The sequence below is a fragment of the Proteus sp. NMG38-2 genome (assembly GCF_020640995.1).
Lineage (GTDB): Bacteria > Pseudomonadota > Gammaproteobacteria > Enterobacterales > Enterobacteriaceae > Proteus.
The window spans coordinates 507,135-527,847 of record NZ_CP085481.1 but is presented as its reverse complement, the minus strand read 5'-3'; the positions used below and the strand labels follow the sequence as shown (position 1 = coordinate 527,847).

At 38.5% G+C, this 20,713-nt stretch carries 18 protein-coding genes; 9 read left to right on the top strand and 9 right to left on the bottom strand.

Annotation, left to right across the window (positions count from 1 at the left end; genetic code table 11):
• Positions 1–4 precede the first annotated feature (4 nt).
• A complete protein-coding gene (locus tag LG402_RS02580) occupies positions 5–532 on the bottom strand; it encodes an SMI1/KNR4 family protein (protein ID WP_227336380.1) in 528 nt (175 codons plus the stop codon).
• Between the two features lie 1,239 nt (positions 533–1,771).
• Between LG402_RS02580 and LG402_RS02575 the strand changes: the two genes are divergently transcribed.
• A complete protein-coding gene (locus tag LG402_RS02575) occupies positions 1,772–3,010 on the top strand; it encodes a hypothetical protein (protein WP_109409239.1) in 1,239 nt (412 codons plus the stop codon).
• A gap of 247 nt (positions 3,011–3,257) precedes the next feature.
• Positions 3,258–4,448, top strand: a complete 1,191-nt coding sequence (locus tag LG402_RS02570) for a cyanate transporter (RefSeq protein WP_109409238.1) — start codon at positions 3,258–3,260, stop codon at positions 4,446–4,448.
• 95 nt (positions 4,449–4,543) lie between these two features.
• Here LG402_RS02570 and LG402_RS02565 read toward each other — a convergent pair whose 3' ends face one another.
• A complete protein-coding gene (locus tag LG402_RS02565; protein ID WP_227336379.1) occupies positions 4,544–5,491 on the bottom strand; it encodes a carbamate kinase family protein in 948 nt (315 codons plus the stop codon).
• A gap of 323 nt (positions 5,492–5,814) precedes the next feature.
• A complete protein-coding gene (locus tag LG402_RS02560; protein ID WP_227336378.1) occupies positions 5,815–6,549 on the bottom strand; it encodes a glycerophosphodiester phosphodiesterase family protein in 735 nt (244 codons plus the stop codon).
• Between the two features lie 174 nt (positions 6,550–6,723).
• Between LG402_RS02560 and ugpB the strand changes: the two genes are divergently transcribed.
• The 5 genes from ugpB (at position 6,724) to LG402_RS02535 (ending at position 12,172) form a co-directional block, all read left to right on the top strand.
• Positions 6,724–8,028: a sn-glycerol-3-phosphate ABC transporter substrate-binding protein UgpB gene (gene ugpB, locus LG402_RS02555; protein WP_227336377.1), complete on the top strand. Its 1,305-nt coding sequence runs from the start codon at positions 6,724–6,726 to the stop codon at positions 8,026–8,028.
• A 62-nt stretch (positions 8,029–8,090) separates the two neighbouring features.
• Positions 8,091–8,975: a sn-glycerol-3-phosphate ABC transporter permease UgpA gene (gene ugpA, locus LG402_RS02550; RefSeq protein ID WP_166539222.1), complete on the top strand. Its 885-nt coding sequence runs from the start codon at positions 8,091–8,093 to the stop codon at positions 8,973–8,975.
• Entirely contained in the window at positions 8,975–9,823 is an 849-nt protein-coding gene (gene ugpE, locus LG402_RS02545) for a sn-glycerol-3-phosphate ABC transporter permease UgpE (RefSeq protein ID WP_109409233.1), read from the top strand. The genes ugpA and ugpE overlap by 1 nt, the downstream gene beginning before the upstream one ends.
• A gap of 1 nt (position 9,824) precedes the next feature.
• Positions 9,825–10,925, top strand: coding sequence for a sn-glycerol-3-phosphate import ATP-binding protein UgpC (locus LG402_RS02540; RefSeq protein ID WP_227336376.1), 1,101 nt, complete (start codon positions 9,825–9,827; stop codon positions 10,923–10,925).
• Between the two features lie 494 nt (positions 10,926–11,419).
• Positions 11,420–12,172, top strand: coding sequence for a M48 family metallopeptidase (locus tag LG402_RS02535; RefSeq protein ID WP_227336375.1), 753 nt, complete (start codon positions 11,420–11,422; stop codon positions 12,170–12,172).
• A 50-nt stretch (positions 12,173–12,222) separates the two neighbouring features.
• On the opposite strand, the gene LG402_RS02530 is transcribed toward LG402_RS02535, so the two are convergent.
• Positions 12,223–12,693 (bottom strand): MarR family winged helix-turn-helix transcriptional regulator, encoded by a 471-nt coding sequence (locus LG402_RS02530; RefSeq protein ID WP_227336374.1) that lies wholly within the window; start codon positions 12,691–12,693, stop codon positions 12,223–12,225.
• A 118-nt stretch (positions 12,694–12,811) separates the two neighbouring features.
• Between LG402_RS02530 and LG402_RS02525 the strand changes: the two genes are divergently transcribed.
• Both LG402_RS02525 and panM read left to right on the top strand, forming a co-directional pair.
• The gene (locus LG402_RS02525; protein WP_227336373.1) at positions 12,812–13,999 is read left to right on the top strand and encodes an MFS transporter; all 1,188 of its coding nucleotides are present in this window, start codon (positions 12,812–12,814) and stop codon (positions 13,997–13,999) included.
• An 11-nt stretch (positions 14,000–14,010) separates the two neighbouring features.
• Positions 14,011–14,418 (top strand): aspartate 1-decarboxylase autocleavage activator PanM, encoded by a 408-nt coding sequence (gene panM / locus LG402_RS02520; protein ID WP_227336372.1) that lies wholly within the window; start codon positions 14,011–14,013, stop codon positions 14,416–14,418.
• 51 nt (positions 14,419–14,469) lie between these two features.
• On the opposite strand, the gene LG402_RS02515 is transcribed toward panM, so the two are convergent.
• The 5 genes from LG402_RS02515 to ftsY all read right to left on the bottom strand — a co-directional run bounded on the left by LG402_RS02515 (position 14,470) and on the right by ftsY (position 20,657).
• Positions 14,470–15,633 (bottom strand): glycerate kinase, encoded by a 1,164-nt coding sequence (locus tag LG402_RS02515; protein WP_166539227.1) that lies wholly within the window; start codon positions 15,631–15,633, stop codon positions 14,470–14,472.
• A 94-nt stretch (positions 15,634–15,727) separates the two neighbouring features.
• A complete protein-coding gene (gene rpoH / locus LG402_RS02510) occupies positions 15,728–16,582 on the bottom strand; it encodes an RNA polymerase sigma factor RpoH (RefSeq protein WP_166539228.1) in 855 nt (284 codons plus the stop codon).
• 364 nt (positions 16,583–16,946) lie between these two features.
• Positions 16,947–17,924 (bottom strand): permease-like cell division protein FtsX, encoded by a 978-nt coding sequence (gene ftsX, locus LG402_RS02505; protein WP_109409227.1) that lies wholly within the window; start codon positions 17,922–17,924, stop codon positions 16,947–16,949.
• Entirely contained in the window at positions 17,917–18,582 is a 666-nt protein-coding gene (gene ftsE / locus LG402_RS02500; protein WP_023583735.1) for a cell division ATP-binding protein FtsE, read from the bottom strand. Before ftsE ends, ftsX begins: the two co-directional genes overlap by 8 nt.
• 5 nt (positions 18,583–18,587) lie before the next feature.
• Complete coding sequence (ftsY, locus tag LG402_RS02495; protein ID WP_227336371.1) at positions 18,588–20,657, bottom strand: signal recognition particle-docking protein FtsY; 2,070 nt, start codon at positions 20,655–20,657, stop codon at positions 18,588–18,590.
• Positions 20,658–20,713: the final 56 nt, after the last annotated feature.

Here is a 20,713-nt window from a genome sequence, read left to right as displayed (position 1 = left end):
CCCATCAACTGTCTGAAATAAACGTTATATTCTCTGATGGAAACCCTGCCGGAAATGACTGGCAACATATTCGTTTTGATAGAACCCCTTCTAAAAACCCTGACAGATTTTCTGTAATAAATTCCACCTCAGAGGCTCTGGATGGAATAATGGCTATTGTCCATAAACAGCTATCATTAGATGAAACAACCCAAAAAAGTGTGTCACCATTGTCTGTCTCGCCAATAGGTAACAGCCCATTATTTTTAGGGTACAGATGAAAAGTATAATAATCAGGATCAGACTGTATTAACGAATCAAAATCCTTAAGAACTGCCTCTTTTTGCTGAAAGAAATTAAGATAGTCATCCTCACTAAATGGATTAAACAACGTAATAAAATTGGCTATTTGTCCTGATCCATATTGTGAAACAAATTCAATATAGTCTTGAGGAAAGGTGTATTGATTATCAATAAGTGGCCACTCCTTACCTTCTCCTCGATTTATCGGACATAAAGGTATTGGTAACCACTGATTTAACGCAGTTAACATTCTATCCTCACTAATTTGATATCCATTTTATCGCTCAATTTATGGTATTTTATCTTTACCCTCTTTTTATCATAACTCAGTCCATTTTTATCACTTTAGCTACGTGATAAAAATGTGACACGAATAAGACCATAATAATGACAACACCTTCACATACCATTACTTTCATTGATAGTGCTTATCCTAAACCTCATGCAATCAAAGAATTTGCCTGGTCTGGACGATTAGATAAACATGGGCAACTTTAGTTTGATCTTCACCTTAGAAGTGCTGATTATTATTTAAGTGAGGGTGAGGATTATTGTGCAGATATAGATGATGATGAGTCAGAGGATGAACAAGAATATACCAGTCTTGCACACTGGCAAGATCAAATCGTTTGGGATAATTATCACTGCTGTACTCTCTCTTCCACTTATTGGTCTGACGATCAAGGTATTTTACTCAGCACAGGAAATACACCGTTCGATTTTGATAGCTTTATTCATCATCAATTTAATGTTGATATTGTTCCTCAAATTAATAGTGATACCGATGAGGATGAAGAAAGAGCAGAAGTCCCAGCTTTTAGTCTTTATTTATTAGGTCATGATGAGTGTACAAATCATCGAATTACCTTTCAACGCCAGAAAAATAATACTTTTCATATTGACTGGACAGGTAAAATTGCACTGACTTATGCGGGCTTCGATGAATTTATTCATCAGTTTATTGCAAGATTAGAAAATATTTCTTTTGATGGTTTTTATTTTCCTAAATCTTGGGATTTAGATAAAGCAACGATTGAGTTTAAAAAAGTGCTTGCTCATTTTGAACACTATGAATTCACATTAATTAACCCTAAAAGCCAAATCAAACAATGGAAATTGAGTTATATAGGTGGATCTAAACCGTAAAATTACCTATTTCTAATACTAGTATCAATATTCTATTTAGATAAACATTCCTTTGCTAAAAGTTAATGTTTATCTTTATCAGTGAGTTATAAACAATATTATTTTTTATAAGATATACCAATAATAATCATTAACATAAAGTCGTATTTCACATTTTATCTCAACGACACTATTAAGAAACATTTTTCACCCACACTTCCTAAATAACAAAGATTATATTTTGTTTATATTAAATATTTATTATTTAAATCATGGTTTACAAAATGCGTAATTAAACTGTATCTATTAAAAGTCAATATCATGTATTATCTTCGCCATTATTGTTCTCCCTTTAGGTACTATGATGTCTAGCAATTCAGAAATTGACTATTCCAATAATGAATCAAAAAATATCTGTTTTTATATCATGCTATTAATAGGGGCACCTAGTTTTATCGTGCCGGAGTTATCCTTTTTTACTTTACCTATTATTATGTTTTCATCTGTTGCCTACTTTATCTATTTCCTTATTTCTGAAGGTCATGCATCAGAGATAGTTTGGGGGATACTAAAAGGCTTTTTGATCATTATTGTTGCCAGCATTATTCCTTTTATTGGGCCTATTATCCTGATTGGCTGGATAATTTATAATATTGCCAAGGCCGTGGACAGTATAAAAAGTCTTTTTCCTGAAGCCATTTTTAGTATCATTCTCTATGCTTGCTTGGCTTATCCCTTAATTGATTTATTAGCCAGTCGTTATGAAATTAATTATATTCCTCGTATCATTGCTGGTCTTATTTATGTTGTTGTCGCATTTAACTACAATAATCGATTAAAAAAACAAGCCTCATCGACCAAAGATCAACTCTTTAAACTTTCATTAATGTGGATCTCTGCCCCTCTTATCGCCATCTTAATTATTACCATTGTTTCAGCAGTACGTTCAGCCTTTAGAACAGTGATCAGTACAACCACTTCTCCTATTCGAGTGACACAAAACGTCTCAGGTTATGTGCGTGGTGACACAATTGTCAGCAATTACACTCGTGAAGTTTCCAGAACAATTACCACTACCACAACTTCAATATTGCCAGGAGCCGGTGCTGTGACCGCTTCTGTTGCGGGAAACCTTACGCCTAAACAGCAAGATAATACCTCAAAAACATCATCCGAAGTCACCTATATGTCTCTGGCTAAAGTGACTGAATATCAAACAAATAAAGACCAACATTTTTATCATCATAGCGACTTAGATAATAAAAAAATAATACACTTCTATCAAAAAGCGATGAATGTATTGGGTGAACCGTTATTCAATAAAAACGATATTCGCTATTATTTTGATGAAACGGTATTTGGTAAAGGTGATCATGGTGTTGTCTTAACAGAAGATGGCGTTTACTGCGTTCTGAGTAAATTATATGACTCTTTTTATCTTCCTTACGATGATATTGAGAATGTGATTGTCAAAGGAAAAATATCTAAAGAGATTGTTATTACTGATAAAAATAGCGAAATCTATACCATTACATTGACGCAATCGAACAAAGGTGCAGAAAAAATAGCACAACTTATTCGTGAATTTAGCTGTCTTTCATAACATAGCTATTCTCTCGTTTTTTTATTAAGGCAATAAACATCTTTAAATCTGTTTATTGCCTTATTTTATGATGAGCCTTTTTATCCATCATTAATGACCTTCTTGATATCCCTTACTGACACTCCTAACAATGCGCGTACCCCACATTAAAACGCTGTAAATAAAATTTAAATTACCAATATAGGCATTTGTTTATACAAATATTGTCTATACAATAGACAATATTTATGTTTATCAGGGAATTACAATGACTGCCTTACCACGAAAAAAAACATGGCAGATTGTCCTTACTATTATTTTAGTTGGGATAAACTTACGCCCCTTCTTAACTGGCCCAGGCCCTGTTATTGACAATATTATTGCTTCAACAGGAATGAGTTATAGCCAAGTCTCATTACTCACGCTATTACCCATGCTTTTAATGGGAATAGGTGCATTAATCGTTCCTTTTTTACAATCTTATATCCAAGTACGTAAAGGGCTGTTAGTGGCGATGTTGATGCTACTTATAGGCTCATTTTCTCGTGCTTATGTTTCTGATGGTCATCAACTATTACTGACAGCACTCTTTTGTGGTTTAAGTGTCGCTTATATTCAAGCGGTATTTCCTGGCATTATTAAAGGATGGTTTGGAAATAGAACACCTATTATGATGGGGTTATATTCCGCCATGTTAATGGGAGGAGGCGCACTAGGTGCTCAACTTTCCCCTATTCTCACCGCCCCCGATGGCCATTGGCAAAGTGCTTTGGCATGGTTTGCGCTTCCTGCTGGTTTTGCATTTGTTGCTATTCTTTTTTCTATAAAAAATAGCGCCACCTCTGCCAATAAAATATCACTAAATACCTTAATCTGGCGTCCTAGAACAGGGTTACTTATCTTAGGGTTTGGTTGTGTTAATGCAGGATATGCTTCAGTGGTGACATGGCTAGCACCTTTCTATCAATCGCTAGGAATGCCAAGCGCCCAAAGTGGCTCTCTAGTCGCTATCCTTTCCCTTTTTCAAGCATCAGCAGCATTAATTATTCCATTTTTAGCGGCTAAAAATCACGATCGGCGTTTTTGGCTAATGCTGACATTAATAAGCCAATTTATTGGATTTGGCGCAATAATGACGATCCCCATGAGTGCGCCTTATCTTTGGAGTATTTTCTTAGGCTGTGGCTTAGGAGGATGTTTTTCCATGATGATGATTGTCGCTCTCGATCATATTCCTGATCCTGCACAAGCTGGTGCACTATCAGCATTAATGCAAGGTGGCGGTTTTATTATTGCCGCATTTGGACCATTGGTTGCTGTACTATTGCGCCAACCTGATGGAAGCTTTACTTATGCATGGGCGTTTCATGCCATTTTAGTGATTATTACGATAGGATTATTTTCACGATTAAACCCACGCCATTACGCAAAAGCCTATCCCGCCAATCACTCTATTTAATCATTTATAAAAAATATACAGATAAAATAAGCGCCTTACTTTTTACAGATAAGGCGCTTATTAAAGAGATAATCAAATATTACTTATGGAGATGATTAAGCAACAATATGTGTTCCTGTTTCACCTTTTAAAGCAGAAGCCAATTTTTCTGGCGTTGTGATAATCACTCTTTTTCCACCAGCAGCTAAAAATGACAAACTCGCTTCAATTTTAGGAAGCATACTGCCCGGAGGGAAATGCCCTTCATGCATATATTGTGTCATTTCTTCAACCGACGTTTCACCTAATGCTTTTTGTTCTGGTTTACCGAAATGAATACAGACTTTTTCAACACCTGTTGTGATGATAAGAATATCTGCATGTAATTCTTTTGCGAGCAATGTTGATGACAGATCTTTATCAATCACAGCATCAACACTTTGGTAATTTCCTTGCTCATTTTTAATGACCGGAATACCACCGCCCCCTACAGCAATCACAACATAGCCACATTCTGATAATGATTTAATTGCATTAGATTCAATCACATGCTGTGGAATAGGAGAAGCAACAACACGACGATAACCACGACCAGAATCTTCAACAAAATGCCATTGAGGGTTTTCTTGTTGTAATTGCATCATCTCTTGTTCAGAGAAAAATGCACCAATAGGTTTTGTCGGAGAAACAAAATTAGGATCGTTTTTATCTACTTCAACTTGTGTGATAAGGGTGATCGCTTGTTTATTTTGTTGAACACGAAGCTTATTAGTTAACGCTTGTTGTATTAAATAACCAATACCCCCTTGTGTATCAGCAACACAATTGGCTAATGGTGTTAATGGTAAACCTTCTTGTACATGTGCAACTTCCGCACGGCGTAAATCAAGTCCGACTTGTGGACCATTACCATGAGTAAGAACAATATTATACCCTTCAGCCACCATATCACTAATATGGGCTGCAACCTCTTGTACTGCTTGTTCTTGATGAGCGATAGACTGGCTAGCATTGTCTTTAATAATACTATTGCCTCCAATGGCAACAACAACGAGTTCTTTCATGTTTCACTCTCAATGATATTATTGGCAATTAAAGTAGAAATAATTCACCTCTACTCTCAGAGGTTGGGTTAATAAGGTCACCATATCGCTAACCACTTCCCCCATTTTTATTTTTTAATGAGATAAACATTATCGTATTGAACAATATCTATTCATTAATTGCGCAGGATAATAACAGAGAATGTAAATAAAACACCTATTACTCAATATTTCTCTTATTTAATTTCAGTAAATAGAATGAGGAAGAGAGGAGATGAAAGGCGTCATCAAACAGATCAATAACGCCTTATTCAGTACAAATAAGCGGGATAGTTAGTACTTTTTCATTTTGCTACATCATAAATATCTTGTTGATAAACATCAGGCATATCGGTAATTAGCATATCAACCCCCCATTGCTCAAAGTCTTTCACTTCTTCAGGATCATTCGGGGTATAACAATAAATTTCATAGCCGGCTTGTTTTAACAATTGCGCCTGTGCTTGCGTAAGGTATTTGTAATTACAATGCACACTAAAACCATCAATCGCTTTTAATGTTTCTAGCGCATTATCGGGGATCTCATCCCATAACTGGCCTCTACGAATAAAAGGTAGGTATCGTTTCATAACGATAAGTGCATGCGTATCAAAAGAAGAAAATAGAATTTGCTCATTCGGAATATCTGCACTTTTTATCATGTCAGAAACCGCTAAACATAAACGCTCAACATCATCGTCGGGCCAAGTTTTCAGCTCAATATTAAGCTTTGTTCCGGAACGCTTAATTAACTGTAGTCCTTGTCTTAAAGAAGGAATTTTCTCACCTTGATAAAGTGAACTAAACCAACTTCCTGCATCAAGGCGATGTAAATCATCTAAGGTATGAAAACGCACCGCACCTTGCCCATTCGTGCAACGATTAACTGTTTTATCATGAATAAGCACAGGAACATGATCCGCGGTTAATTGCACGTCCGTTTCAATCCATTCGCACCCGAAATCAATCGCCATTTTAAATGCAGCCAGTGTATTTTCAGGGGCTTTTCCAGAAAAACCTCGGTGAGCAGCTATCTTCATTTATCTCTCCTTTTCATTTGTGCCGACATCATGACAATCATTTATGACAGCAATTTGACAGTCATGCCATCAATAACTCTTCACTTAATTGTCACCCATTTGTCATAAATAACATTTAGGGTAATTCGCAGATTAGATTGCACCTTTAACTCTCGATTTAAAAGGAAATACTGCATGTCGATAAAATCAATAACGGGCCTTGCTGTTGCGATGACACTCTTTGCTTCACCTACACACGCAAAAACACAAATTGAATGGTGGCATGCTATGGGAGGAGCGCTTGGTCAGAAAGTTAATCAAATCGCTTCTGATTTTAATGCAAGCCAATCTGAATATGAGATAAAGCCTGTTTATAAAGGCACTTATGCTGAAACTATGACCAGTGCAGTAGCTTCGTTTCGTACTAAAAACCAACCTGCTATTGTGCAAGTTTTTGAAGTCGGTACAGCCAGCATGATGGGTGCTAAAAAAGCCATTTATCCTGTTTATCAATTAATGGAAAAAACCAACGAGCCTTTTGATCCTAATAGTTATTTATCAACTGTCACTGGTTATTACACCACTAGCGACGGCAAAATGATGTCATTACCCTTTAATAGTTCAACACCTGTACTCTACTACAACAAAACACTCTTTAAAAAAGCAGGTATAGAGCAGCCACCAAAGACATGGAAAGAGATGGAAGCAGTATCTCAAAAACTGCTCGATTCTGGTGTTAAATGCGGATTTACCACCACATGGCAATCATGGACACAAATCGAAAACTTTGGTGCACGCAATAATTTACCTATTGCGACAAAAAATAATGGTTTTGATGGCTTAGATACGACGTTTCTATTTAATAAATCCCCTTTCGTTGCTCATATTCAACAAATGGCAGATTGGTCTAAATCCGGTATTTTCAAATATGGCGGACGCCAATCTGATTCAATGCCTCTATTTTATACCCAAGAATGCGCCATGGTGATGGAATCATCCGCCGGTTTTGCTGGTATTAAAGAGAATATGAAAGGCATTGATATTGGTGTTAGCCAATTGCCTTATGACGATACGCTTGTACAAAAACCCGCAAATACCATTATTGGTGGAGCTTCGTTATGGGTTATGTCAGGGCGCCCAGATGCAGAATATAACGGCGTCGCCAAATTCTTCACCTATCTTTCAAGTCCTGAAGTTCAAGCTGACTGGCACCAAGATACAGGTTATCTTCCTGTTACTAAAGCCGCTTACGCATTGACACAACAACAAGGCTTTTATCAGCAAAATCCAGGGGCTGACACCGCAATATTACAAATGACAACCTCAGAACCGACTGCAAACTCTAAAGGATTACGCTTTGGTAATTTCTTACAAACACGCGAAATTGTTGATGAAGAATTAGAAAAAGTATGGTCAGGAAAACAGAGTGCTCAAGCTGCATTGGATAATGCTGTCACACGTGGAAATGAGCAATTACGCCGTTTTGAACGTACTCAATAATCATATTTATCAGGCGAGCTTAACAGCTCGCCTTCTGTTTTTATCGATTTACTGGATACTGTATGGCTTCTCAATCCATTTATTTTAAACAAAAATGGTTACCTCTAGCGCTGATTTTTCCTCAACTGGCTATCACACTTATCTTTTTTATTTGGCCTGCTGGGCAAGCTTTCTTTCAGTCATTTCAATTAGAAGATGCGTTTGGCCTGAGTAGCGAGTTTGTTGGTCTCGAAAACTTTCAGCGTTTATTTAGCAATAGTTACTATTTTGACAGTTTAATCACCACATTGATTTTTAGTATCAGCGTTGTCTTTCTCTCTATGTTATCTGCGCTTGTTTTAGCTGGCATTGCTGAGCAAATTTTACGAGGCAAACTGTTTTATCGTACGATCTTAATTTCACCCTATGCCATTGCGCCAGTTATCGCGGGTTTTCTTTGGTTATTTATGCTTGATCCTACGATTGGCGTATTAAGCCAATTATTAAAACAAATAGGCATTAATTGGGATCCCGTACTGAATACACATCATGCTATGTGGATGGTGATTTTAACTGCGACATGGAAACAAGTGAGTTATAACTTTTTATTTTTTCTCGCTGCCTTGCAATCTGTGCCTAAATCACTATTAGAAGCAGCCGCTATTGATGGCAGTGGGCCTATTAAACGCTTTATCACAATAAGCTTTCCGCTTATTTCACCGACCACTTTTTTCTTACTGGTAGTGAATTTTGCCTACGCCTTTTTTGATACTTTCGCCATTATTCATGCCATGACACAGGGTGGCCCCGGAAGTAGCACATCAACATTAGTGTATAAAGTCTATAACGATGGTTTTGTAGGATTAGATTTAGGCTCTTCAGCCGCACAATCCGTTATCTTAATGTTTATTGTCGCGATATTGACCGTGATCCAGTTTCGTTATGTTGAAAAAAAGGTGGCTTACTGATGGTTGAACGCAGACCTTTATTTCACGCTTTTTGCCACTTAATCCTCATTGTTGGCATTCTTTCTGTCGCATTTCCTGTATGGATAGCGCTTGTCGCTACAACACATCAAAATACCGAATTTGCCACAGGATCGCCTCTTTGGTTCGGCACTGAAGGTTTCAGTATTTTTAAAACCCTATTGTCACAAGCGGGTACAACGCAAAATAGTGCGATTTCAATTAACAGTATGTTGTTGAATTCATTAATCATGGCGTTAGTGATCACTATCGGAAAATTAATAATTTCAATTTTATCAGCCTATGCTGTTGTATTCTTTCGCTTTCCGGGCCGTATGCTTGCCTTTTGGACTATCTTTTTTACATTAATGCTGCCTGTTGAAGTTCGTATTATGCCAACATTTGAGGTTGTTACTAACCTTAATATGCTGAACTCTTATGCAGGACTAACCATTCCATTAATTGCCAGCGCTACTGCTACTTTTTTATTTCGGCAATTTTTTCTTACTATCACCCCAGAGCTTATTGAAGCAGCCAAAATTGATGGCGCGGGTCCGATAAGATTCTTTTTCACCATCTTACTTCCTCTTTCACGTACTAATATAGCCGCCTTGTTTGTTATCACATTTATTTATGGCTGGAACCAATATCTTTGGCCAATGCTTATCACAACAGATACCCACTATTACACTATTGTGATGGGTATTAAACAGATGGTTGCGGTTTCCGATGGTGTTATTGAATGGAATAAAATTATGGCAACCACATTAATTGCGATGTTGCCTCCTGTCTTTATCGTCATTCTGATGCAAAGAGCCTTTGTAAAAGGCTTTATTGATACGGAGAAATAACATGACAACCGTCACTCTTACTGATTTAGAAAAGCGTTATCCAAATGGTCATCAAGCTATTTCAAAATTAAATCTTTCTATTGAGCAAGGCGAAATGGTGGTATTAGTCGGCCCTAGCGGTTGTGGTAAATCGACATTACTGCGAATGATTGCGGGATTAGAAACCATTACACAAGGTGATTTACTTATTGATAATTTGCGTGTTAATGAACACGAACCCAGTGAGCGTGATATCGCCATGGTTTTTCAAAACTATGCTCTTTATCCCCATATGTCAGTTTATAACAACATGGCATATGGCTTGCGTAATCGAAAAACACCAAAAGCAAAGATTGAAGAACTTGTCACAAATGCAGCTCAAATGCTGGAAATCAGTCATTTACTTGATAGAAAACCTAAAGAGTTATCAGGTGGGCAACGACAACGTGTGGCAATGGGCAGAGCCATTGTCCGTAAACCTAAAGTCTTTTTATTTGATGAGCCACTCTCTAACCTTGATGCAAAATTACGTGTACAAATGCGCCTTGAGATAAAAAAGCTACAACGAAAACTCTCCACGACTTCGATCTACGTTACACACGATCAAGTTGAAGCCATGACATTAGCCGATAAGTTGGTGGTGCTAAATCAAGGAAATATAGAACAAGTGGGTACACCGTTAGATATTTATGAAAGCCCTGCTTCCGTATTTGTTGCTACTTTTATGGGTTCTCCTGCAATGAATATTTTAGACACTTCCATTAATCATGGTGTAATTGAAATCGCTGATGGGCACATTGCTGTTTCATCTCAGCACCTTCCTTATCAAGCAATTAAATTAGGTTTACGCCCTGAACATTTACTTATTAGCCGCCAGCATCCTATGTTCCATGTTGATGTTGAATTTATTGAAGCATTAGGTGCTGATGTTTTAATTTACGCCACAACCTGTGATAAACAAAAACAACCCGTTGTTATTCGCGCACCGAACGATCATGGTGTTAATATTGGCCACAAAATAGGTCTTACTATTCATCCTGAAAACCTACATTTCTTTGATGAGCAAACAGGAAAACGTATTAATCGCCCTTTTATGACCATCAGTGAATTAATGGTTTCATAAAATATTGATACCATTTTTTCATTTTCAGTTTAATCTGAATAGCGATGTGTAGAGCATCGCTATTTATTAAAAACAAAGCAATAAATATCAAAAATATAAACTTTGTCAGAATTAAACAAATAAAAACCCGCACTAAATGCAGTGTTATTTTGATAATATTCCAAATAAATAAAAAACAACATCACTTACACTTAAAGTAAGTACAATTAAATGTTTTATATAATATTTAACCAACAAAGCTTATCTTTTTAAACTTAGCCTACCAATTAATTATCTTAATTTTAAACAAGTTAAATTTATTAATCCGTTTTTTCATCATGTTAAGGAAAGAAATAATAATACATTTTTACTGAGAAAAGAAAAAACATATATTTAGATAATATTTTTTTCATAAAATGCCTATATTGCACCAATAGATAAGCACTGTTATTCTTCTGCTCGAATTTGATCTGCACTTATATAAACTGCCAAGCAGAAAAGGACTTAATTAAAAAATGAAAATTAAATTACTTGCTACAGTGATGGTATCAGCAGCACTACTCTCTGGTTGTCAAAACCTCAATACCGATATGCTGACTAAATCAGGAACCCAACTTTTCCAAGCTGCAACATTAAGCGATGATGATATCAAAGCACTCACCAATGATGCATGTAAAGAGATGGATGCCCAAAATAAAGTCGCACCAGCCAATAGCACTTACACCAAACGCTTGAATAATATCGCTAAAGCGTTAGGTAGTGAAGTTAATGGCACTCCAGTAAATTACAAAGTTTACATGACTAAAGATGTGAACGCATGGGCTATGGCTAACGGTTGTGTTCGTGTTTATAGTGGTTTAATGGACATGATGACTGATAACGAAGTTGAAGGCGTTTTAGGTCACGAAATGGGTCATGTTGCTTTAGGCCATACCCGTAAAGCAATTCAAGTTGCTCACGCAACAGTTGCAGCACGTACTGCAGCAGCATCAGCGGGTGGCGTTGCCGCACAATTAAGCAGCTCACAATTAGCTGAAATGGGTCAGAAATTAATTAATGCTCAATTCTCACAACATCAAGAAACTGAAGCCGATAATTTCTCTTATGATCTGCTAACAAAACGTGGCGTTAATACTGCAGGGCTGGTTACAGGTTTTGAGAAGCTCGCTAAATTAGGTGGTGGTGATTCAAGTATGTTTGATTCTCACCCACCATCAAAAGAGCGTGCTGATAATATCCGTAATCGCATCGCTACAGATAAAAAATAATGACCTTGCCCCTATATCTCATGATATGGGGGTTTTCTTTTCAGGTTTATTTATTGCGACTGACGAAAACTATCCACAACATCGGTAAAAAAGCGTTTAATCGCCTGCTTTTCTTGCTGATCATATTGCTCAAATAGCGCAGACCATTTAGCTTGAGATTGTTGATGCAACACCTCATGAGCATGAAAAAGACGCTCTCCCTCAGCAGTTAAGATAAAAAATATTTCTTTTTGATTATCTGCCAACTTTATTTTTTCAATAGCCCCCTTTTTTTGTAAGCGGCTACAAATTTTTGAAACAGCCCCTCGAGTCATCGCCATATATTCACTAATAGTCGTCAGATTTCTCATGCTCTCCTCACCAATACAATGAATAACATGTAACTCTGTAAGTGAATAATTCTCTAATCCCTTCTCTTCTAATACTTTTTTATGCTCCTCATTGACATGTTCATCTTTAAGATGCAAGAAATCACTTAACCCTTTTAGCAAGTCTTGTGTTGTTACATTCTCTTTTGTCATTTTGTTTCCTTGGAAAAAATATTTAAAAAATAGTACCAAAAGTATTTACAACAATCAAAATATCGCTATTATCTATTTTGTTTCCATGGAAACAAAATAGATAAAGAGAGGCAATATAATGAAATTATCAATCCGCAGTTTGTTTTATCTCGTTTGCTTTAGCGCACTATTAGGCTCTTTAGCACAAAATATTTATACCCCTGTACTTCCCTTGATCCAACAGCAATTTAATACCACGTTATCACTGGTTAATCTGACGGTATCTGCATTTACTTTTGCTATGGCTGTAATGCAACTATTTTATGGTTCATTGATCGATAAATGGGGAAGAAAGCCAATTTTACTCAGTGGATTAGCAATTTCTATTGTGGGTGCATTGGGTTGTGTTTGGTCTGACTCTATTAGCTTATTGATTTTTTGGCGTGTGATCCAAGCTATCGGTATTGCGGCCATTCCCGTAGTTGCAGCAACTATTATTGGCGATCTTTATCAAGGAAACGATCGCGCAAAAGCAATGGGATCGTATCAAATGCTATTAGCACTAGCACCAGCTTGTGGCCCTTTATTAGGTGGATATTTAGCGCAACATTATCAATATCAAGGCATTTTTATTTTATTGGCTGTTATCGGTATCCTATTACTGACCACACATCTCTTTTATTTACCTGAAACACGTCCAGAACAGAAGGAAACCTTTAAAAGCTTATCAGCAATGCAACAAGTGCTGATGGCACCTGAGGGTAAATCTGTATTTGTCATGAGTTTTATGGTGTTTTATAACTATTTTTGTCTACTGGTTTTCTTACCCTTAATTGCCTTTCATCTCCATCAACTTAACAGCACTGAAATAGGTGGATTATATATGCCTATGTCAATTGCACTTATCTTAGGTAGCTATCTTTACCGTAGAATTTGCCATCTATTTAGCGCTGAATATGGTGTGATTATTACCTCTTGTATCAACCTGACTATGTTGACGTTATTTGCACTCTTTTGGCAAATCTCATTACCTATCATGCTTGGCTTAACTGTGTTATATGGGCTTTCTTTAGGCTTAACCATGCCAACGCACACTACATTATTAACAAGTTATTTTGGCTCGATGAGAGCTACTGCAATGGGGATTTATAACTTTATTCGTTATTGTGGAATGGCTGCTGGCCCTATGATTTCGGTCTATTTTGTGACTGACAATAACTATGAGTATGTCTTTTATTCTTGTGTGATCTTAACGAGTTTGGCATTGTGTTTCACCATTAAGACCTTAATGTCTTCATTAAAAGAAAAAAAACAAACTGCAAACTAACAGGATATTTCATGAAATTAACTATTGAAAAACTGGCACAGCTCTCTGAACAAGACCATATTGATTTAGGCAAAATTTGGCAAGATACACATTACCAATCAGCTCTAACAAATGAGATCAACAACGAGAATGTACTCTTTGTGGCAAGATTTAACGAACGATTATTAGCCGCTTGCTGGGTTAAACTATCGGATGAAAAAGCTGTTATCTCTGATTTTATGGTCAGAGAAGTGACACGCCGTCGCGGTGTTGGACATTATTTACTGACACAATGCTTATCTGCCTATCCTGATATTCACCATTGGCAGGCAATAAGCTTATCAGCGGAAGAAAACGGGTATGATATTGCTCATGCTTTTTTAACACATCATCAATTTAGTGCATCACCACAATCTGATCTTTATGCTCTCAATATTTGATAACGTTCTTATTCTAAATAATTCAAGTTGTAGCTAGGCGACAAGTGAATATTAGTCAACAACGCTACAACTTGAAGTATGACGAGAACGAGTAGTATAAAGTCTAGCTACATTATAAGCCGTCTCACTCAGATTCTTTTGCGCATTATGAAGTGCATCATCCAGTGTAGAAACACCCGGTACAATAGAGAAAACAGCATCAATTCCCTGCTGATGAACAACATCATAATCAGGTAGATAGCCACCGACTAAGGCAATGACAGGAAGGTGATATTTTTTAGCGAGCAGAGCAACCCCTATTGGCGTTTTACCTTGTGCCGATTGGCTATCCATTCGACCTTCACCGGTTATTACCAAATCCGCATCAATAAAATATTTCTCTAATTCAACCGCTTTGGCAACCAGTTCAACTCCCGGCGAAAGCGTTGCTTGCGTAAAGGCAAGTAACGGTAACGCCAATCCACCCGCCGCACCACTTCCAGCAATATTAATAAGATTGTGTTGTGTCATTTTCTCAAGATAAGTACCAAAATGATGTAAGGCTTTATCAAGTTGCGCAATATCATCTTTGGTCGCTCCTTTTTGAGGACCAAAAATAGCTGATGCTCCTTTTTCTCCACACAACGGATTTGTTACATCGCAAGCAAGCTCAATTTCAATATTTTTTAGTTTAGGGTTAAGAGTCGTGATATCAATAGAGTGAAGTTGTGCTAATGCCAGCCCACCAAAGGGCAAAGATGTACCAAACTTATCTTTGAGACCAAGCCCAAGTGCTTGCATCATACCTGCACCAGCATCATTTGTAGCACTTCCACCTAATCCCAATATGATTTTTTTAACGCCCATTTCAAGTGCAGCATTAATTAATTCACCCGTACCATAACTGGTCGTTAAATTGGGATTGCGTTGAGATGAGGGAATAAGATGAAGACCAGAAGCTTGTGCCATTTCAATCACGGCAGTGGTGTTATCCCCTAAAAGCCCCCAAGTTGCGGTCACTTGTTTACCTAAAGGTGAACATACTTGTGTCGATATAAAATGGCCTTGCGTTGCATCCACCAGCGATGTCACCGTTCCTTCGCCGCCATCAGCCATAGGAATACAACAATATTGCGCATTGGGTAAATAACGTGAAAAACCTTGTTTTATTGCTGTTGCAACTTCTTTCGCACTTAAGCTTTCTTTAAATGAATCAGGGGCAATAACTATTTTCACGTTATATTCTCCAGACAATAAAAAAGCGATATTTTCATATCGCTTTTATAACATACTCTACTTTATGAGAGCGTGTACATGATCTGAAATGTGATTAATCTTCAATCGCTAAACGCAATTTCTTCATCGCATTTTTTTCTAATTGGCGAACACGCTCGGCAGATACACCATATTTTGTCGCCAAATCTTGCAATGTCGATTTGTTATCATCATCTAGCCAACGGGCACGAATAATATCTTGGCTACGTTCATCAAGAGTTTCAATTGCTGACGTCAGTTTATCTGTTGCATGATTATCCCAGTTATCTTCTTCAATGCCGTCGGCAAAGTCTGAAGACTTATCTTCTAAGAAAAGTACTGGAGCAATAGGATGTGAGTCATCACTATCATCAGCTGACATATCAAATGCCATATCTTGTGCTGACATTCGTGATTCCATTTCTCGGACATCACTTTCTGACACGCCCAATTCTCTTGCGACTAATTCCACTTCGTCTTGATTAAACCAACCTAAACGTTTTTTATTTTTTCGCAGATTAAAAAACAGTTTACGTTGAGATTTCGTGGTTGCGACTTTCACGATACGCCAGTTACGTAGCACATATTCATGAATTTCTGCTTTGATCCAATGTACGGCAAAAGAGACCAGTCGGACACCCACTTCTGGGTTAAAACGGCGCACCGCTTTCATCAGACCAATATTACCTTCTTGGATAAGATCAGCTTGTGGTAAGCCATAACCTGAATAGCTGCGAGCAACATGAATAACGAAGCGCAGATGTGAAAGGATAAGCGTTCTTGCTGCATCCAAGTCACCATCGTAATGCAGCCGTTCAGCGAGTTCCTTTTCTTCCTCTGCGGTTAACATCGGATAGGAATTGGCTGCACGTATATACGCTTCGATGCTGCCTTGCGGAACCAATGCTAAGGATTGCATTTCTTTTGTCATTCAAATCCTCATAAAAATCAAATAAATAATTAAGATTATTACTGTAAGGGAAAACAGATGAGCCTTATAAATATAGCTTAAATAGGAAGTCAGTTAGGTTTTTTACGATGTGTTTTTATCATAACGACTATTTGACCAGCATAAAGATTAAAGGTTCATCTCGCATCTATGTTTACATATCTTTGTACTTTTCTATGCAGAAGCAAACATGATCGTTAGCTTGTCCCTAGAAAAGATTGCGAGCATTATTATGCCAGAGACGGGGCGTTGATAAAATGGCTGGGTGACGATATTAACGCAACCCAGCCTGATAAAAAACATTATCTCATTATTTAGAAGATAAGTATAAAAGTGCTCTAATTCATTATTCTGGTGTAAATTGACGCAAATGCTGCATTGTCGTCAGCCATGCAGCAAGCCAACCGATGGTCATCGCTACGAGTATAAGAATAATTGACTCATCAAATCCTAATCCTGAAATGGAAAAAGAAGTCCCAAATACCGTTGCGGCTTGAGTTACCACATCAGAAAGTTTCCACACTAATAGAGCAGAAAAAATCAGGGCAAACACAGCGCCAATAAACCCGAGAATTAATCCCCAATTCAGGAAAGGACGCATAATAAAACCATCGGTTGCACCAATAAGTTTCATAACATTAATAGTATCGCGACGACTGAAAATATTGAGGCGTACACTGTTGCCAATCACCAATAACAGGGCGACAACCATCAATGAACCAATCACCAAGGCAATTTGCCCTACTAATGAAGTTAACGTTGAGAGCCGAGCAAACCAACTGTCATCCATTCTGACTTCATCAACGCCGGGTATTTTCGCCACGGTATCACGCAAATTCACCATCAATTGTTGATCACTTGGCTCCATAACAGGAGTCACAATTGCTACCGCAGGCAGAGGATTCTCTTCTAACATATCTAACGCACTGCTAAAGCCGGACCAAGAACGGAATTCCACCAGCGAGTCTTGGCGTGAAAGATAGTTCACCTCACTCACTTTCTCTAGGGCTTCTATTTTTTTGATCGTGGCTTCAGCTAATGAATCATCAAGAGATTTATCAAGATAAACGGTTAATTGTGGAGTGGGATACCACTGCTCAGCCGCAGTTGAAACATTTTTCCACACAATATAAAAGATGCTAGGTAATGTTAATGAAATGGCGACTACCATTACCGTTAGAAAAGAAGAAAGTGGTTGGCGCAAAAAGTCAGCCATGGTATTACGCCATGCATAACGCCATTGTTCACGTCTTCCCCCTTTTAGTGCCTTGGTTTTTGCACCTGGCGTTGGCATTGATTTACGGGAACTTTTTGCTTTAGCCATTTTGTCCTCCCACCATTCTGCCTTGCCCTAATGTAAGAATGCGATAATTTCTGCGTTCAATCAAAGACATATCATGTGTTGCCATTAACACCGTAACACCAACACGATTAAACTCTTCAAAAAGACGCATGATGCCTTCTGAAAGCTCACCATCAAGGTTACCCGTTGGTTCATCCGCAAGTAAAACCGTTGGCTTATTCACAACAGCGCGAGCAATACCTACACGCTGTTGTTCACCACCAGAAAGTTGGATAGGATAATTTTTAGCTTTATCCAAAAGCCCAACTTTATCTAAAGCGGCAGAAACTCTGCGTCGAATATCCTCTTCACTTGCGCCAGCAATAATCAATGGAAGAGAGACATTGTCGTAAACCGTTCTGTCCATCAATAAATGGTGATCTTGGAAGATCATCCCAATTTGACGACGCAAAAAAGGGATCTCACTATTTTTCAGTCTGCTAATATCATGTCCAGCAAACCAAATAGCGCCATCACTAGGACGTTCTATTCCACAAATTAACTTAAGCAATGTACTTTTACCGGCACCAGAGTGACCCGTTAAAAAAGCCATTTCTCCAGGACGAAGATGGAAATCAACACCCTGTAATGCTTGTCTTCCACCTAAATAAGCCTTGCTGACGTGTTCGAAGCGGATCATTACAACTACTCCTCGCGGGCAAACAGAGCCTCAATAAAATCGTCGGCCTTAAACGGACGTAGATCTTCAATACCTTCACCTACCCCGATATAACGGATAGGTATACTAAACTGATCGGCAATAGAGAAAATAACCCCCCCTTTTGCTGTACCATCGAGTTTAGTCAATGTTAATCCAGTTAGCCCAACTGTTTCATTAAAGAGTTTAGCCTGGCTCACTGCATTTTGTCCGGTACTTGCATCTAACGTCAGCATCACTTCATGTGGTGCTTCTTCGTCTAATTTCTTCATAACACGAACGATTTTTTTCAGCTCTTCCATTAAATGGGATTTATTCTGCAATCGTCCTGCGGTATCAGCAATAAGAACATCGACACCTTTTGCCTGTGCTGATTGAATTGCATCAAAAATCACAGATGCAGGATCAGCGCCTGTATGTTGTGCGACAACAGGAATATTATTGCGCTCACCCCAAACTTGTAACTGTTCAACAGCGGCGGCACGGAAGGTGTCACCTGCTGCTAACATGACAGATTTACCTTCAGCTTGGTATTGTCGCGCTAATTTTCCGATTGTGGTTGTTTTACCCACACCATTAACTCCGACCATCAAAATAACAAAAGGTTTTTTACCTTCAATATTTAATGGTTTATCAACTTTCGTTAAGATCTCGCCCATCTCTTCACGTAATTTGCCGTAAAGGGCTTCAGCATCTTTAAGATCTTTATGTGTTGCGTGTTTGGTCAGGCTGGTGATAATTTTTGTAGTGGTTTCCATTCCCACATCAGCAATTAAGAGTTGCTCTTCTAACTCTTCAAAAAGCTCATCATCAATTTTCTTACCACGAAATAGACCAAGAAATCCTGAGCCTAAGTTCTGGCGAGTTTTTAGCAAGCCTTTTTTCAGTCGGCTAAAGAAACCTTCTTTTTTAGGTTTTTCTTGCTCAACGACTTTATCTGCAAGCACTTCTTCGCGTAAAGATTCAATATCTTCTGCTTCTGCTTGCGCAATAGCGAGACGTTCGTTTTCTTCTTCTTGCGCTAAACATTGAGTTTCGGCTTCTTGCGCTAAACGTTCCTGCTCTACACGTTGCGCTTCTAAACGTTCTTGCTCTGCTTTAAGTTCCGCTTGGCGCTGGGCTTCCTCTTGCGCAAGGCGTTCAGCTTCGGCTTCTTGCGCTAAACGTTCCTGCTCTACACGTTGCGCTTCTAAACGTTCTTGCTCTGCTTTTAGTTCCGCTTGGCGCTGGGCTTCTTCTTGTGCTAAACGTTGAGTCTCTGCTTCTTGCGCTAAACGTTCCTGCTCTACACGTTGCGCTTCTAAACGTTCTTGCTCTGCTTTTAGTTCCGCTTGGCGCTGGGCTTCTTCTTGTGCTAAACGTTGAGTCTCTGCTTCTTGCGCTAGACGTTCCTGCTCCGCACGTTGCGCTTCTAAACGTTCTTGCTCCGCTTTTAGTTCCGCTTGGCGCTGGGCTTCCTCTTGTGCTAAACGTTGAGTCTCGGCTTCTTGCGCTAGACGTTCCTGCTCCGCACGTTGCGCTTCTAAACGTTCTTGCTCTGCTTTTAGTTCCGCTTGGCGCTGGGCTTCTTCTTGTGCTAAACGTTGAGTCTCGGCTTCTTGCGCTAAACGTTCCTGCTCCGCACGTTGTACTTCTAAACGCTCTTGCTCCGCTTTAAGTTCCGCTTGGCGCTGGGCTTCTTCTTGTGCTAAACGTTGAGTTTGCGCTTCTTGAGCCTGACGTACTTGTTCTGCATGTTCTGCTTCTAGACGCGCTTGTTCTGCCTCTATTTCTGCTTGGCGTTGTGTTTTTTCTTGTTCTAAACGTTGTTTTTCGGCTTCCAGTGCCAATCTATCTTGCACAACACGTTGCGCTTCTTGGCGCTCTGCCTCTAAACGCTCTTGCTCCGCTTTTAGTTCTGCTTGGCGAACAGCCTCTTCTTGTGCTTCTTTTGCCAAACGTTCTTTTTCTAAACGCTCTTCTTCTAAGCGTTGCTGCTCTTTCTCTTGCTCAATATTTTCTTCTTTGTTACGCCCAAAACCGAGCCACGAGAAAAAACCTTTTTTTTCTTTTGCCATTAGCTACTAAACTCCTCGCACTAAATCATGGCGCGATTACATTGACGATATTGAAA